The organism is Streptomyces longhuiensis, assembly GCF_020616555.1.
In the GTDB taxonomy this organism is placed as follows: domain Bacteria; phylum Actinomycetota; class Actinomycetes; order Streptomycetales; family Streptomycetaceae; genus Streptomyces; species Streptomyces longhuiensis.
Genome location: NZ_CP085173.1, coordinates 1,219,536 through 1,235,631, shown reverse-complemented (window position 1 = coordinate 1,235,631; position 16,096 = coordinate 1,219,536). Strand labels below are relative to the sequence as shown.

The window sequence follows — 16,096 nt, the reverse complement described above, 5'->3', positions numbered from 1 at the left end:
GAGGCGGGAGATCCAGGTATGCCGCCGAGGCGTGCGCAGCGACACTTGACTAGGTCGCCGACGCGCTTCCCAGCGAACCGTTGGCGCCATGTGCTCAGCCCGCCGCCGACCCCTCGATGCGCCTCGTGGCAAAGCCGGGCTTCACCGCGCTTGAGCGGTTCGAGGGTGCGGCGCCAAGTAGTGATGTGCAGGTCACCGTCCGGCTGGGTTTTCTGGTGCCTCAGCTTGCCGTGAATGCGAGCCCATTGGGACCCGATGCGACGGAGATGCGGACAACCGCCCGCGGTCTACCGGTGTCCGCGGCAAACCTGTCGCCTCGTATCAGAGACGGCGATCTCGCTCTTCCTCGATGAGCGGAGCGGACGATGGCACGACGACCCGCCTGCGTTTGGCGATGCTGGTGAATGCCAGTACACCGATGACGCCGACGATCATCATGATCGTGCCGACCACATCGAGGTTGACGCTCCGCATCTGCCAGTCGGTGCCGAATGTGAGAATGGCGCCTGCGCCGATGAGCAGAATGCATCCACCTAGGCCCATGGAATTTCGCCTCCAGTGTCGGATGGTGATCGTGCCGGTCGCCTTCGAGTACCCGCGGCATTCGCCGCCATGCACGATCCTCCGGTCTGTTGACGACTACTCGGACGCGCACATGTGCCGGACCACGAGAGGAACTCCCGTACACCGGAGCAAGGGAGGGCACTGGGGGCGGGCACGCTCGACGCATGGACGTCGATTCAACTCTGTTTCCGCTTCCCTGATTCCAGCTATGTGCGAACGGGTTTGTTTAGCGGCTGGGAGCTCGGACAGTCGGAGGGTGTCGCCGGACAGGGCGCACGGTGCAGTCGGTGCCGCAGGGACGAAAGTGGCTGAAGTACGGAGGCACCACGGTGCACCTTCGACGACGCCCAGCCCTACGCCCGTGAGCGGGGCGCACGACAGGTGATCGCTGGCCCTCAACTGCCGTACTGATGTCGCGGGCACGGTGGTGCGTCATGCCACGTCGCTCGCCCGCACCCTCCGGTCCATGCGGGAGCGGCCGACGGCCGGATCGACATAAGGCTGGGATGGGCTTGAGTGAGCCGCGATCGGCGTGATGAATCAGGACGACCAAGGCCGCGAGCGGTGAAGACGCCAGGCCTCGCCGCTCTCGAACTCCCGCTCCCGCACCTGGCTTTGCCGTGCGCCGGACCGCGTCCCTGCGCGCTCCTCGCCGTCACTGTGGGCACCAGCCGCTCGAAGTTGGGTGTGGCTGGTGCCCGATCTGCTCAGTGCGGAGGCCTTGATGCCGGGAGCCATCCCGCCGGGCGGTCACCGCTCCGGCAACTCGTGTCCGCCGCCACGGCCACGGGAACGAGCCTGCACGCGCTCATTGGGTCGCGGCGACCTGGTCGGCTTCCGTCGGGTGTTCCGCACGGGAGGAGGTGACCACCTCCGAGCGTCGGGTGCCCCGGTCCATGAGGCCTCCGGTGAAGGCGAGGCCCAGGCCGGCCAGGGCGAGAGCCGCCCCGACCAGGTTGGGTGAGGTCCAGCCCCAGCCCGCCGAGATGGCCAGGCCGCCGAGCCAGGCACCGCCCGCGTTGGCGAGGTTGAATGCGGAGTGGTTGGAGGCGGCCGCCATCGTCGGAGCGTTCTGTGCCTTGGCCATGAGCAACATCTGGACGGGCGTGGTGATGAGGGAACCCATCGCACCGATGAAGGCGATCGTCACCAGCGCGGGCACGGTGCTGTGGACGGTGAAGTAGAACGTCACCAGCGCCGCGGCCAGCAGAGCGAGCCCCGCGTACAGGGTCGGCCTGAGGGCGCGGTCCGTGAGCGGGCCTGCGATCACCGTGCCGAGCGTCATGCCGACGCCGTAGAGCGCGAGGACCAGCGTGGTGGAGGAGTCGGAGATGCCCGTCACGTTCGTGAGCATGGGCACCAGGTAGCTGTAGACGGCGAAGAACCCGCCGAACCCGACGACGGCGGTGGCCAGGCCGATCGCGACCTGCTTGTTGCCCATCGCCCGCAGCTCGTGCCGGATGCCGGACTGGCGGCCACGTGGCTGGTGGGGAACGAAGAGGGCCAGGGAGGCGAGGGCGATGATGCCGATGACGGCGACCGCCCAGTAGGCGGACCGCCAGCCCAGGTGCTGCCCGAGGGCTGTACTGGCCGGCACTCCGACGATGTTGGCGATGGTGAGCCCGAGGAACATCTTCGAGACGGCACGTGCGGCTCGTTCGGGGGCGACCAGCCGGGAGGCGACGACGGCGCCCACACCGAACAGCGCTCCGTGCGGCAGACCCGCCAGAAAGCGCGCGGCGAAGAGCAGGCCGAAGTTGGGAGCGAGCGCGGACGCGATGTTGCCGACCACGAACAGTCCGGACAGGAGCAGCAGCAGTCGCTTGTGGGGAACGCGCGCGCCGATGCCCGTCAGTACGGGGGCACCGACGACGACACCGAGCGCGTAGGCCGATACGAGGTTGCCGGCATGCGGCACGGATACGTCGATGCCGTCAGCGATCTGGGGCAGCAGCCCCATCGTGGCGAATTCGGTCGTGCCGATGCCGAACGCGACAACAGCAAGGGCCAGCAGGGCCAGCGGCATGGTGCAGGAGACCTTTCGAAGACAGTGGTCTATGAGCGGATGTGTGTGGCATGGGACCGGGAAGGTCTCCGGCCAGGTGGTCTGTCGTGCTGAGCACCTTGACCCGGCGCCACCTTGGACCAGGGATGGACAGGGGTCTGCCCACAAGGCTCAGCAGTGCGGCGGGACCCGCGCATTCCAAGATCGACCAGAACGTGTCGGTGACCTCCGTCACCCGTTTTCGCCCGTCCTGTCGTACTGCTGCTGAGGCCTGTCACTGTTTGCTTGGCACTCCCTCCCGCGAGGAAGTGCGTGTGCAGGGAGCTGCCGTTTGGGGTCGGGTCAGCGGTGGCACGACACCGCACGGGGTTACCCGCACGAGGTCTACCAGGACGCCTCCGGCCGCAGCGTGGTCGAGCCGTACAGCATTTTACTTGGCATGTCCCTCGGGCAGGCCGTCGACCCCGGCACCGGGGTCACCCAATGCGGCGCGGCCGGCCGGTGCCTGCCGGACGTGAACATCTGTGCCTCGTGCTGGATCGGACACTTGTGGGGCCTCGACGCCACCGACGGCGCTGGTCCCTTGCCCGTTCTGTCCGGGCTCGGCGTCTCCGCCACCACCGACACCTCGGCGTCCTTGTCCTGGACCGCCGTCGACGGTGCGGCTTCCTGTCGGGTCTACGGCGCGGCAGCCAGGTCGGTCGCCTTCCTCGACCTCGTTCACCGACACCGGGCTCGCCTCCGGCGCGACGTACGGCTACACCGTGGCCGCCGTGGACGACTCAGGGGCCGTGGGCGCGTCCTCCACGTCGGCGCAGGCGACCACGACCGGTGCCTCCCATCAGTGCTACACCGAAAACAACTACCACCAGGTCGCCGCCGGACGCGCCCACCGGAGCCTCGGCCAGGCACCGCAGCTCACCTTCCTGCGCCCGGAGTGCGAGGTGTGGAACGTCCCGGCGGCGCCGCGCTCGCTCCGGGACGTCACGCGCAGCGGCATTCCCACGGTCGCCCTCTCGGGCGGGGTTCGACTCCTAGACCGGCGCGGACAACGGGCCGTACGTCGCCCGCACGCTGAGCAGGGCCAAGGTCGTCACCGTCCCTTGCGAACCCCACGTCGTGTTCGCCACGTCGAAGTGCGCGCAGCGGATCGCCGTCTCGTTCTTCGACGCCCCGACCGCCCCGAACACCGCAGGCCTCAAAGGCCTCAAGCCACCCCGCTTCGAGACCGGCCCTTGAAGGCCGAGGGCCCGCATCTTCCCCTGCTCACAGCAGCTCAAGGGCGGCGACCGGCCGCGGTGTGATGTCACGGGGGAGGCCGTCGGCGACGGCGCGGCCGTGGAGTGCGTGGCAGGGCCGGTCGGCGTTCTTCTCGTCCACAACGGAGATCAGTGATGGGCCTCGATCGGGGGCGAGGAGTCCGGGGAGTTTGTGCTCGGACGTGAGGCGGGCCGCTTGCGTGGCGTCGCTGTCGGCGTTCCCCGATGCGTGGGCGACTGCGAGGTCTCGTGCGCGCACGACCGCTCCTGTGTCGCGTGGTGTCGGGTTCAGAGGCGTGCTGCGAGGGCGTTGCCGCCAGAGCCTTGATGGACATGCGCGGGGCGTGCCCTGCCGTTCGCGCAGCTGCGGCCCTGCCCTCGACCGGAGCGGTGGGGCATTTGTGCGGGCCTTGTCCGCGGACCTCATGCGCGCAGCGTGGGCCTGGCGGGCGGGCGAACCGCCACGGCGACGAGCCTCTTGACCGGTGACCTTGTTGATATCGAGTGAGGGTTGCCGTGGCGCGAAATCTATAGCATTCTTTCGATCGAGCGCAGTTCCTATATGAAATGGATGGGCCGTGGGTGTGAGTGGAAGCGAGCCGACCGGTCCGGAACCGGTCGCGATCGTCGGGCCGGGAGCTGTCGGCCTGGCACTGGCGGCACGGCTGGCCCTGGAGGGGCATCCGGTCACACTGTGCGGGCGATCCGGCTCGGCTGCCGTAGCCGAAATCGAGCTGACCGATGATCAAGGCGTCCGGACCGTGGCGGTCGACTGGCAGGACGATCCGGCGCGGGTGAACTCCTTTCGCCGGGTCGTCGTGGCGACCAAGCTGCATCAGCGCGACGCGGCGCGTGCCTGGCTGGAAGGGCTGGTCGATCGCGACACGGTGGTGGTCGTCGCGCAGAACGGTGTCGAGCACCGGGACTGGGTGTCGCCGCACTCCACGGGCGATCAAGTGGCCCCCGCCCTGGTCCACTTCAACGCCGAGCGGCTGGGAAGGGGCCGGGTGGAGGTCCGGCAGGACGGGGCGGGTCTGGTGGTCGGTGACGACGCTCCCGGGCGGCGGGCTCATCCGCTCCTCGAACGGACCGGGCTCGGCGTGCAGATGGTCGCCGACTTCACCACGGCGGCCTGGCACAAGCTCATGGTGAACGCTGTCGCCAACCCCCTCACCGCCCTCACCTCCCGTCGCGTCGAGGTCTTCCGGGACTCGTCCGTACGGGACCTGGCGGCCGCCATGCTCGGTGAAGTGGCCGCCGTGGGCCGGGCCGAAGGCGCTCGGCAGCCCGACGACGCCGTCGACGACGTCCTGGCATGGATCGACGCCCGTCCGCCCGGGGTCGGTTCGTCGATGCTCGCCGACCGCCTCGCCGGCCGGCCGATGGAGTACGACGGGCTCCTCGGGGCCGTGGTCCGCAAGGCACGCACACACGGGATCGCGGTCCCACTGTGCGCCGCGGTCCTGGCGCTCGTCGCGGCGCTGGACGGCGCGGACCGCTGAGCCGCATCGCGCCATGAGGGCGGGCAGGGGCCCCGCTCAGCCGTCGCCTGCCGAACGGGACCACCCCGGCGACGCGACACAACGACTTCAAGTGACCTTATGTACAAGGCTGGAGAGCAGCAGTGGCGAAAGTGATCAAGGCGGAGGCCTACCTCGTCGACATCGAGGTGGAGACGGTGCGCACCGACGCGTCCCAGGCCTTCCTCAAGCAGGAGACGCTCTTCGTCGGAGTGACGACGGACGACGGCCTGACCGGCACCGGGTACTCGTACACGATCGGCACCGGCGGCCGGGCGGTGCTCGCGATGCTGCGCGACCACCTGTTGCCCTCGCTCATCGGCCACGACTCCCGCGAGGTCGAGGGAGCCTGGCGGACGATGTACGACAGCACGCGCGCCACGATGGTCGGCGCGATCACCGCACTCGGCCTGGCCGCGGTGGACCTCGCCCTGTGGGACCTGCGTTGCCTGCGGGCCGGGGAGCCGCTGTGGCGCGTGGCCGGCGGGCACCGGTCGGCCACGCCGGTGTACGACACCGAGCGCGGCTGGCTCCAACTCGACGAGGACGAGTTGGTCGCGGGCGCCCTTGAGGCTCGTGACCAGGGGTTCTCGGGCGTGAAGATCAAGGTGGGCAAGCCGTCGGCGGGGGAGGACGCGGCCCGCATCCGAGCCGTGCGTGAGGCCGTCGGGCCCGGCATGGACATCATGGTGGACGCCAACCAGGCCTTCACCGCCGCCGAAGCCGTGCGCCGCGCGGCGCACCTCGAACCGTACGACGTGGGCTGGTTCGAGGAGCCGCTGCCCGCCGACGACGTGGCTGGGCACGAGCGCCTGGCTGCCTCGACGACCGTGCCGGTCGCTGTCGGCGAGTCCATGTACTCCCTCGGCCACTTCCGTGAGTACCTCCAGCGCGGGGCCGCCGGGATCGTGCAGCCCGACGTGTCCCGGATCGGCGGCATCACCCCGTGGCTCAAGGTCGCCCATCTCGCGGAGGCCTTCGGTGTGGAGGTCTGCCCGCACTTCCTGATGGAGATCCACGTCAGCCTCACTGCTGCCATACCCAACGCCCGTTACGTCGAGTACATCCCGCAACTGCGTGCGGTGACGAACCGTCAGGTACACATCGCCGACGGGCTCGCCCATGCCCCCTCCGAGCCCGGTCTCGGCATCGCCTGGAACCGCGACGCCATCGACGACCGGCGAGTCGCCTGACCCGCATTGCCCCGTATCGCCGCTCCCCCCACGCCCAGCACGCCACCGGTCCCATCCCGCTGTCCGCTTCAGCACACCGGAGGACGACGATGTCCATCCTGACCACAGTCAAGCCCGCCCACACGGCTGTTGCGCACCGCCGCAGAGTCCTGTTGGCCTCGCTCGTGGGCTCCGCCCTCGAGTGGTACGACTTCTACCTCTACGGCACAGCCGCCGCGCTCGTCTTCAACAAGATCATTTTCCCGTCCTTCGACGCCACGGCATCGCTCCTCGCCTCGTTCGGCACGCTGGCCATCGGCTACTTCGTACGACCCCTCGGTGGCGTCATCTTCGGCCGCCTGGGCGACCTGTTCGGCCGCAAACGCGTCCTGGTCCTCACCCTGCTGGTGATGGGAGCCTCGACCGTCGGCATGGCGCTCGTCCCGACGTACGGGCAAGCGGGCGTGCTCGCCCCGATCCTGCTGGTCGTCCTGCGCGCCATCCAGGGCCTCGGCGCCGGCGCCGAGTACGGCGGAGCCGCCGTACTGGCCGCGGAGTTCTCCGAACCGCGACGGCGCGGCCTGTTCGGGGCGGCGCCCAGCATCGGCGTCTACATAGGAATTCTCATGGCGTCGGGCGCCTTCGCGCTGGTCACCCAGCTTCCCGAGGACCAGTTCCTCGCCTGGGGCTGGCGGCTCCCCTTCGCCGCCAGCGTGCTGGTCATCGGCGTGGCTCTGGTCATCCGGCTGCGCCTGACGGAGAGCCCCGCGTTCGAGGCGGCGCAGGAGCGCTCCGAGGCGTCGGAGGTCTCGCCGGTGCGGGACGTCGTGCGCAAGGAGTGGAAGGCCGGCCTGGTCGTCTTCGGCCTGCAGACCGCGCAGAACGTCGTCGCGTACCTGAACCTGACGTTCCTGGCCGCCTACCTCACGGGCACCCTCAAGCTGTCCAGCTCCACCGGACCCGTCGCGGTCACGGTGGGGACGGCGGTGACGGCCCTGTCCCTGCCGTTCTTCGGCTGGCTCACCGACCGCGTCGGGCGCAAGCCGGTGGCCCTGGCCGGCACCCTCTTCTCCGCCGCCTTCGCCTTCCCGTACTTCTGGGTCATCGACCACGTGCACACCTCGCTCGCCGTCACCCTCGTCGTCGTGGTGAGCATGGGCATCGGCGTGGGCTGCATGTTCGCCCCGCAGGCCGCCTACTACAGCGAGCTGTTCACGGCGCGCTCCCGCTTCACCGGCCTTGCCCTGTACCGGGAGCTGGCCGGCGCCGTCACGGGCGGACTGACCCCGCTCATCGCCGTCGCCCTGGTCGCCGCCGCGGGGGACCGCTCCTGGGGCGTCGCCCTGTTCGTCGTCGGCTCCTGCCTCGTCGGGGGCGCCGCAGTGGCCCTCGGACCCGAGACACGGGGCCGCGACCTGGCCGCCACAAGCGTCACCGAACTCCGTGCCTCGACCGGCACCTACCGCTGAACCCACTCTCATCAAAGCCGTCCTGGAAGGCTCCCAGGGAGCCTTCCAGGACGGCTTTCAGGAAAGGCATCATGCGTATCGCCCGCCTCGGCCGCCCAGGCCACGAGATTCCCGTCGTCCTCGACGGCGACCGCGTACTCGATCTGCGCGGTGTGACCGCGGACGTGACGCCGGAGTTCCTCGAACACGGCCTGCCCACGCTCGACGTGACCACCCTGCCCGAACTCCCGGAGCCCGCAGGCCTGCGCTTCGGCCCGCCGGTCACCCGCCCCACCGCGGTCGTCTGCGTCGGCATGAACTACGCCAAGCACGCGGCGGAGTCCGGCGCCGAACCGCCCACCGAGCCGGTCGTGTTCCTCAAGCACCCCAACACGGTGGTCGGCCCGCACGACCCGGTCACCATCCCCCGGGGCAGCACCATGACGGACTGGGAGGTGGAGCTCGGCGTCGTGATCGCAAGGCGCACCAGCTACCTCGACTCGCCCGCCGACGCCGCCGCCCACATCGCCGGGTACGTCCTCGTCAACGACGTGTCCGAGCGGGAGCTGCAGCTGCACACCTCGGGCGGCCAGTGGTCCAAGGGCAAGTGTGCGCCCACCTTCACGCCGGTCGGGCCGTGGCTGGTCACCGCTGACGCACTGGATCCGGCGACCGTACAGCTGCGCAGCCGGGTCAACGGGGAGAAGCGCCAGGACTCCAGCACCGCCGACCTGATCTTCTCCGTGCCCGAAATCCTGTACCGGCTCAGCCAGTTCATGACTCTGGAGCCCGGCGACCTGATTCTCACCGGCACTCCCGAGGGCGTCGCCCTGTCCGGACGCTTCCCCTACCTGAGCGCCGGGGACGTCGTGGAGCTGGAAGGCGAAGGGCTCGGACAGCAGCGCCAGACCATGGCCGCGGAAGGAAACCGATGACCGACGAGAGCACACCGATGACAGCGCCGACGCCGCACACCCCCGAATACGCCGGCCTGGTCGCCGTGGTGACAGGCGGGGCATCCGGGATCGGCCTGGCCACCGCGCGTGAACTGCGCGCGCGGGGCGCCGAGGTGGCCGTGCTCGACCTGGCCGAGTCGGACGAGCCGTTCCTGCACGTGCGCTGCGACGTGACGGACGACGCGGCCGTGCGCGCGGCCATCGACACGGTGACGGACCGCCTGGGCGGAGTGAACGTCCTGGTCAACAACGCCGGCATGGGCGCCCAGGGCACCGTCGAGGACAACGCCCCCGACGAGTGGCACCGGGTGCTCGACGTCAACGTCGTCGGCGTCGCCCGCGTGACAGCGGCCGCCCTGCCCGCCCTGCGCAAGGCGGCCGCCGGGGGAGAGGGACACGCGGCGATCGTCAACATGTGCTCGATCGCCGCGACTGCCGGACTGCCCCAGCGCGCGCTCTACTCCGCGAGCAAGGGCGCGGTCCTGGCCCTGACGCGGGCGATGGCCGCCGACCACCTGCGCGAGGGCATCCGCGTCACCTGCGTGAACCCCGGCACGGTGGACACGCCCTGGGTTAACCGTCTGCTGTCCGCGGCGGACGACCCGGAGGCGGAACGCGCCGCCCTGGCCGCCCGCCAGCCCAGCGGCCGACTGGTCAGCGCCGCCGAAGTCGCCCACGCAGTCGCCTACTTGGCGAGCCCGTTCTCCGGCGCCACGACCGGGACCGACCTGGCGGTGGACGGCGGCATGCAGGGACTGCGGCTGCGCCCGCGCCAGTGACATCCGGCAATCCCGCGGGCGTGCGCCTCGCCCGGCACGTGTCCTTTGCGAGCGTGCTTCAGGAGGTGCGCCCCCGCGGGTGCTGGGACGAGGTGTCCGGCCGGTGCCGTACGCGGCTGGAGCGCAGATGCGCCGCCATCGCCTCCGCGGCTCGTTCCGGATTGCGCCGCACCAGCGCATCCAGGATCTGCTCGTGCTCATCGATCGTGGTGCCGGCCGCCCCCGGCGCGCTCGTGAGGCGGAACAGGTGCAGATGGGCATGGAGACGAGTCACCGCGTCCGCGAGCAACGGCCGCCCCGCAGCCCGCGCGAGCGTGTCATGAAACTCCTGGTCCAGCAGGGCGAAGCGGTGGTAGACCGCGTAGCTCTCGCCGGTGTCGGGGTGGTGGCGCATCTTCTCGACGATGTCGCGCAGCAACTCAAGGTCCGCATTGGTCGCGTTCTCCGCGGCGAGCGACGCGGCTCGCGGCTCCAGAAGCAGCCGCATCTCGAACAGGTCGCGCAGGGCGTCCGGGTCGAGAAGGTCGGTCGCGCGGTAGCCGGCGTTCGGCCGTTTGACCACGAGACCCTCCGACTCGAGGCGTGCCAGAGCTTCCCGTACCGGTGTCGCCGACACATCGAGCTGACGGGCCAGCGCCTCGATGCCCACGCGGGCCCCCGGGGCGATGCCATGGTCCATGACCATCGCCTTGATGGCCTCATAGACCCGGCCGGTCGGCACATCCTGTTGAATCTTCTTCCCCATGCCCCCAATCATAGAGAATCCGCAGATCAAGGGCGACGTCTTGCCAGCCGGACTGAACCGACCGGCCCGACCGAAGCGCCCATGTACGTAATCCGTAGCCGAACGCATCCGTGACTGATCACATGCGCAACGAGACGAAGGGGCCGCGATGCGTGTCGCACTGTTCCTGACGTGTGTCAACGACACGCTCTATCCGGACACCGGCCGTGCGGTGGTGAAACTGCTGACCAGACTGGGTGTCGACATCGACTTCCCGATGGGGCAGACCTGTTGCGGGCAGGCGCACTACAACACCGGCTATCGCCATGAGGCGGAGCCGCTCGCCCGGAAGTTCTCCGATGTATTCGGTGAGTACGACGCGATCGTGACGCCGTCGGGGTCGTGTGGGGCGATGGTGCGCGAGCTGTACCCGCGCATGGGTGAGCGCGCCCGCGCGGAGGGCCGCGGCGACGGGCTCGCGGCCACTCTCGCGCCGGTCGTGCCGAAGACGTACGAGCTCACCGAGTTCCTCGTGGACGTGCTCGGTGTGACGGACGTGGGCGCGTACTACCCGCACACCGTGACGTACCACCCGACGTGCCACGGCCTGCGCTCCCTCGGGCTCGGCGACCGGCCCTACCAACTGCTCAGGGCGGTCAAGGGACTTGACCTCAAGGAGCTGCCGGGTGCCCAGGAGTGCTGCGGGTTCGGCGGCACCTTCGCCGTCAAGAACTCCGATGTCTCGGCGGCCATGGCCGAGGACAAGGTCCGCAACGCCGGCTCGACCGGCGCCGACGTCCTGTGCGCGGCGGACAACTCCTGCCTGATGCACCTCGGCGGCACGATGTCCCGCCTGCACACGGCGATGCGCCCCGTCCACATCGCGGAGATCCTGGCGAGCACGCAAGAGGAGCCCCTGTCATGAGCGGCACGTTCGTCGGCATGCCCGCCTTCCCGAAGGCCGCCCACGAGGCCGTCGGCAACACCACCCTGCGCGCGAACCTGCGGCACGCCACGCACACCATCCGCGACAAGCGTGCCAAGGCCGTCGCGGAGCTGGACGACTGGGCGCTCCTGCGCGAGGCCGGCAAGCAGATCAAGGACCACACCCTGCGCCATCTCGACACCTATCTCGTGCAGTTGGAGGAGGCCGTCACCGCGGCGGGCGGCGTCGTCCACTGGGCCGCCGACGCCGACGAGGCCAACCGGATCGTGACGCGCCTGGTCAAGGAGACCGGCGAGTCCGAAGTGGTCAAGGTCAAGTCGATGGCCACCCAGGAGATCGGGCTCAACGAAGCACTCGAAGCAGCCGGGATCGCCGCCTACGAGACCGACCTCGCCGAACTCATCGTCCAGCTCGGCCACGACCGCCCCTCCCACATCCTCGTCCCGGCCATCCACCGCAACCGCGGCGAGATCCGCGACATCTTCACCAAGGAGATGGGCGCGTGGGGCCGCCCGGCCCCCGAGGGCCTGACGGACACCCCCGCGGAGCTGGCCGAGGCCGCGCGCCTGCACCTGCGCGAGAAGTTCCTGCGTGCCAAGGTCGGCATCTCCGGGGCGAACTTCATGGTCGCCGCCACCGGCACCCTGGTCGTCGTCGAGTCCGAGGGCAACGGCCGCATGTGCCTCACCCTGCCCGAGACCCTGATCTCGGTCGTCGGCATCGAGAAGATCGTCCCCACCTGGCGCGACCTCGAGGTCTTCCTCCAGACGCTCCCCCGCTCCTCGACGGCCGAACGCATGAACCCGTACACGTCGATGTGGACCGGCACCAGCGACAGTGACGGCCCACAGACGTTCCATCTGGTGCTGATCGACAACGGCCGCACCGACACCCTCGCCGACGAGGTCGGCCGCCAGGCCCTGCGCTGCATCCGCTGCTCCGCCTGCCTCAACGTCTGCCCGGTCTACGAGCGGGCCGGCGGCCACGCCTACGGCTCCGTCTATCCCGGCCCCATCGGCGCCATCCTCAGCCCCCAACTGCGGGGCACGGCAAGCGAGATCGACGCCTCACTGCCCTACGCCTCCAGCCTCTGCGGCGCCTGCTACGAAGTCTGCCCCGTCGCCATCGACATCCCCGAAGTCCTCGTCCATCTACGCGAGCGAGTCGTGCAGGGAGGTGAAGTGACCAGGCGCGGCGCCAAGGTCACGCTCAAACCTGCCAAGGGACACGCTGGCGAACGCGCCGCGATGCGCGCCGCCCGCTGGGCCTTTACCCACCCGGCCGCCCTCGCCACCGGCCAGCGCCTGGCCGCACGCACCCGCCGCTTCCACCCGCGTATGCTGCCCGGCCCCGGCAGGGCCTGGAGCGCGACGCGGGATCTGCCGCAGGTCCCGGCGGAATCCTTCCGCGACTGGTGGCAGCGCACCCACGGCTCGAAGGAGAGCGGCAAGTGAGCAGCAGGGACATCATCCTGGCCCGGATACGGAGAGCGCTCGGCGCCCCGGCCGGTGCCCCGACGGCGTACGACACGGACATCGACCGCGACTACCTGCACGAACACGGCGACCGCACCACCTCACAGACCGTGGAGCTCCTCGCCGAGAACCTCGCCGACTACCGGGCGAACGTCCACCGCTGCAGCGATGGCGAACTGGCCGCGACCGTGGCCCGGCTGCTCGCCGAGCACGGCTCCCGGTCGGTGGTGGTCCCAGGTGGGCTGCACGAGGAGTGGCTGGCGCAGACCGCCCTGGCAACCGTGGCCGACGACGCGGAGAGCACCCCCGCCGCCCTCGACCAGGTCGACAGCGTCGTCACCGCCTGCGCCGTCGCCATCGCCGAGACCGGCACCATCGTCCTCGACGGCAGCCCGGACCAGGGCCGCCGCCGCATCACCCTGATCCCCGACCACCACATCTGCGTCGTCCGCGTCCCGGACCAGGTCGTCTCCTCCGTTCCCCAGGCCCTGGAGCGGCTCGACCCGACCCGCCCGCTGACGTGGATCTCGGGACCCTCCGCGACCAGCGACATCGAACTCGACCGCGTCGAAGGGGTACACGGACCACGCACCCTTGAAGTGATCCTGTTGAGCGAGTGAGGGAAGAGAGCGGAGCCGGATGAACTCAGGCCGGCCGATCGACCAGTCGACCGATCTACCGATCGGGGCAGAGCGTGAACGAGTGGTCCGCAGCAGGGAGCGCCGGGCTCACCGGTTTCCTCAGGAGCGGCCGAGATCCCGCAGACGCGCTGCGCCGTGCCCGACCCTCACCTACCGCCGCTCGCCCTCGGTGAAGGTGGGGGGCGGGTGGCGGACACGACATCGTCGTACCTTGCGGCGAGCGTGCTCACCAGCCGGCCGGAGCTGAACATGACTCGCCGTGGGCCGCACGCCCCGATGATCGACGGACAGGAGCGTGGCTGTTGTCGAGCGTCATCACAAGCTCGGGCAGGCGGTTGTCGTAGGCCGCCTCCGGTCGGGCCCGCGCGATCGCAGGACATCGAGGCTGATCCGGGCGGCCACCGTGGTCAGCCGGCCTGCGAGGTGTGGATGGTCGCTGTGTCCTGGCGGGAGAGGCGCAGTCAGGCCCCCTGGACCACGGCCTCGGCGTCGGCGCGCGATCTCCGGGCATGCAGTGGGCGATCGCTCCTGTGACTGGACGTACACTCCACACATGGGTCGCACATGCGGAGTGAGGGAGTGCCTGTTCCAGGCCGCTCGTGCCCTGTGCCCGTCCGCCGCATGCGCGTCGGCTGTCGGCCCGGTGAACGCACCGGCGGTTCGCTGTCGCGCGTTGCACGGCCACGGCTAGCGATTCCGGGCATTCTCTGTATTTCCCAGATCATTCCGCCCCTGCGGGCGGATCATCTTCTGCGTCTCCCCTCTGCGTCTCTGTAGCCGCGCGGCGACGGTCCTCGCTGCAATTTCGTGCCTTGTCATCCTTTGGCGCCCTTGGCGCCGCTTGCGCACCGACCGCCCGACGACTGGCAGTCGGGGCATCTTCGAGAGGACCCTTGTGAAGTTGAGTGAGCTGCTCGCCGGGCACGATCATGAAGTTATCGAGGGTGATCCAGAGACGAGGATCACCGGAGGCACCTGCCTCGACGCCCACCGTGCCGCTCCGGGATCGCTGTTCATCGCGGTACCCGGTCATCGCGAGGGCGGCCCTGAGTCCGTCGGACCGGCTCTCGCGCGCGGCGCGGTGGCTGTACTGATCGACTCCGCGACGGCGCAACTTCCGGTCGCGACCTGGGCGTCGGCCGCTGATGTATGCGTCGTAGCCGTCGCGGACACGCGCAAGGCCGCCGCGGTCGTCGCCTCCCGCTACCACGGGGAGCCAGGCCGGCAGATGAAGCTGGTGGCCGTCACGGGCACCAACGGGAAGACGTCGGTTTCCTCCATGGTGGAGTCGGTGCTGAGGGGTGCCGAGCACGCCAAGGTGGGGGTCATCGGGACGGGCGGCAGCCGGATCGGCGACGAACCGATCCCGATGCCGAGATCGGTACTGTCCACGCCGGAGTCGCCGGACTTCCAGTATCTGCTCGGGTACATGCGTGACCGCGGTGTCGGCACCGTGGCGCTCGAAGCCACGTCGATGGGCCTGCTGACCCACCGCCTCGACCACTCGTTCATCGACGTAGGGGTGTTCACCAACCTGACGCAGGATCACCTGGACGATCACGGCACCATGGAGAACTACCGGGATGCCAAACTGCGTCTGTTCCAGGGGCTGTGCCGGCGTGCGGTGGTCAACGCCGACGACCCGGTCGGAGCCGGCATCGCGGCGATGATGCCCGGCGCAGTCGTCACGTACGGCATCGACGCGGAGGCGGACTACCGGGCGACCGACCTCAGCATGGACGCCATCGGCACCCGCTTCACCCTGCACCACGCCGGCCACAAGTATCCGGCGGCAATCCCTGTGCCTGGACGATTCTCCGTCTCCAACGCACTGGCCACTGTCGCAGCCTGCCACCTCATCAGGCACAATCTGGCCGGCCTCGTCGCCGCACTTGAGCAGATGCCCCCGATCCCGGGAAGGTTCGAGCGCTACGAGACCCCGGACGGCACCTCCGTCATCGTGGACTATGCGCACTCCCCGGACTCACTGGAGAAGGTGCTGACCACCATCCGCGGCTTCGCCTCTGGCCGGGTCGTCACGGTCTTCGGCTGCGGCGGGGACCGTGACGTCACCAAACGCGCCCGGATGGGGGAGATCGCCGGCACCTACTCCGATTTGTGCGTGCTCACTTCGGACAATCCCCGGAACGAAGACCCGCGGGCGATCATGGATCAGATCGTGCCGGGCCTGCTCGCGAGCGGCACCCCTTTCGAGCGGTTCGCCGACCGCCGCCGCGCCATCTCCTTCGCCCTGGCCGCCGCGGGGCACGGCGACGTGATCCTGATCGCGGGCAAGGGCAGCGAGCCCTACCAAATCGTCAACGAGGAACTGCTGCCGTTCAGTGACATGGCGACGGTACGCGAACTCGCCACTCGGTAGGCGCACCGCGATGGTGATCCAACTCGTGGAGTCCGCCCAGGCCCGCGGACCAGCCGTGAACGCACCAGACCTTGTGGGCCGGTGCCCGGCTCGAACGCGGCCACCTCGTCGAACGCCACGAAGCCCTCGCAGACCGAAGCAGGTCAATGGCCCACAGAACCTGGCCGCTTCGGCGGTGACTGCCTCGGCAGGGCCTCACCCCGGATCCCGCAGGTCCATCAGCGCGA

General features: G+C 69.7%; 14 protein-coding genes. 9 read left to right on the top strand and 5 right to left on the bottom strand.

Annotated features, from left to right (window positions below; translation table 11 throughout):
- Positions 1-321: 321 nt before the first annotated feature.
- From LGI35_RS05905 to LGI35_RS05890, 4 genes are all read right to left on the bottom strand, one after another.
- On the bottom strand, positions 322-543 hold the full coding sequence (locus LGI35_RS05905) for a hypothetical protein (protein WP_227300209.1): 222 nt from the start codon (positions 541-543) through the stop codon (positions 322-324).
- An 829-nt stretch (positions 544-1,372) separates the two neighbouring features.
- The gene (locus LGI35_RS05900; protein WP_227292839.1) at positions 1,373-2,590 is read right to left on the bottom strand and encodes an MFS transporter; all 1,218 of its coding nucleotides are present in this window, start codon (positions 2,588-2,590) and stop codon (positions 1,373-1,375) included.
- Positions 2,591-3,603: 1,013 nt separating this feature from the next.
- Positions 3,604-3,759 (bottom strand): hypothetical protein, encoded by a 156-nt coding sequence (locus LGI35_RS46555; RefSeq protein WP_423835683.1) that lies wholly within the window; start codon positions 3,757-3,759, stop codon positions 3,604-3,606.
- A gap of 76 nt (positions 3,760-3,835) precedes the next feature.
- On the bottom strand, positions 3,836-4,087 hold the full coding sequence (locus LGI35_RS05890) for a CBS domain-containing protein (protein WP_227292838.1): 252 nt from the start codon (positions 4,085-4,087) through the stop codon (positions 3,836-3,838).
- Between the two features lie 325 nt (positions 4,088-4,412).
- On the opposite strand from LGI35_RS05890, the gene LGI35_RS05885 reads away from it, so the two are divergent.
- The 5 genes from LGI35_RS05885 (at position 4,413) to LGI35_RS05865 (ending at position 9,703) form a co-directional block, all read left to right on the top strand.
- Positions 4,413-5,330: a 2-dehydropantoate 2-reductase gene (locus tag LGI35_RS05885; RefSeq protein WP_227292837.1), complete on the top strand. Its 918-nt coding sequence runs from the start codon at positions 4,413-4,415 to the stop codon at positions 5,328-5,330.
- Positions 5,331-5,452: 122 nt separating this feature from the next.
- On the top strand, positions 5,453-6,541 hold the full coding sequence (locus LGI35_RS05880) for a mandelate racemase/muconate lactonizing enzyme family protein (RefSeq protein ID WP_227292836.1): 1,089 nt from the start codon (positions 5,453-5,455) through the stop codon (positions 6,539-6,541).
- Positions 6,542-6,630: 89 nt separating this feature from the next.
- Positions 6,631-7,989, top strand: a complete 1,359-nt coding sequence (locus tag LGI35_RS05875) for an MFS transporter (RefSeq protein WP_227292835.1) — start codon at positions 6,631-6,633, stop codon at positions 7,987-7,989.
- Between the two features lie 71 nt (positions 7,990-8,060).
- Positions 8,061-8,903 (top strand): fumarylacetoacetate hydrolase family protein, encoded by an 843-nt coding sequence (locus LGI35_RS05870; RefSeq protein WP_227292834.1) that lies wholly within the window; start codon positions 8,061-8,063, stop codon positions 8,901-8,903.
- Complete coding sequence (locus tag LGI35_RS05865; RefSeq protein ID WP_423835682.1) at positions 8,900-9,703, top strand: SDR family NAD(P)-dependent oxidoreductase; 804 nt, start codon at positions 8,900-8,902, stop codon at positions 9,701-9,703. Before LGI35_RS05870 ends, LGI35_RS05865 begins: the two co-directional genes overlap by 4 nt.
- A gap of 58 nt (positions 9,704-9,761) precedes the next feature.
- On the opposite strand, the gene LGI35_RS05860 is transcribed toward LGI35_RS05865, so the two are convergent.
- Positions 9,762-10,448 carry a GntR family transcriptional regulator gene (locus tag LGI35_RS05860; protein ID WP_227292833.1) on the bottom strand — a complete coding sequence of 229 codons (687 nt, stop codon included), beginning with the start codon at positions 10,446-10,448 and terminating at the stop codon, positions 9,762-9,764.
- 148 nt (positions 10,449-10,596) lie between these two features.
- Between LGI35_RS05860 and LGI35_RS05855 the strand changes: the two genes are divergently transcribed.
- The 4 genes from LGI35_RS05855 to LGI35_RS05840 all read left to right on the top strand — a co-directional run bounded on the left by LGI35_RS05855 (position 10,597) and on the right by LGI35_RS05840 (position 15,869).
- Complete coding sequence (locus LGI35_RS05855) at positions 10,597-11,352, top strand: (Fe-S)-binding protein (protein ID WP_227292832.1); 756 nt, start codon at positions 10,597-10,599, stop codon at positions 11,350-11,352.
- Entirely contained in the window at positions 11,349-12,827 is a 1,479-nt protein-coding gene (locus LGI35_RS05850; RefSeq protein ID WP_227292831.1) for a LutB/LldF family L-lactate oxidation iron-sulfur protein, read from the top strand. The genes LGI35_RS05855 and LGI35_RS05850 overlap by 4 nt, the downstream gene beginning before the upstream one ends.
- The gene (locus tag LGI35_RS05845; protein WP_227292830.1) at positions 12,824-13,468 is read left to right on the top strand and encodes a LutC/YkgG family protein; all 645 of its coding nucleotides are present in this window, start codon (positions 12,824-12,826) and stop codon (positions 13,466-13,468) included. The genes LGI35_RS05850 and LGI35_RS05845 overlap by 4 nt, the downstream gene beginning before the upstream one ends.
- 916 nt (positions 13,469-14,384) lie before the next feature.
- Positions 14,385-15,869 (top strand): UDP-N-acetylmuramoyl-L-alanyl-D-glutamate--2,6-diaminopimelate ligase, encoded by a 1,485-nt coding sequence (locus LGI35_RS05840; RefSeq protein WP_227292829.1) that lies wholly within the window; start codon positions 14,385-14,387, stop codon positions 15,867-15,869.
- Positions 15,870-16,096 lie beyond the last annotated feature (227 nt).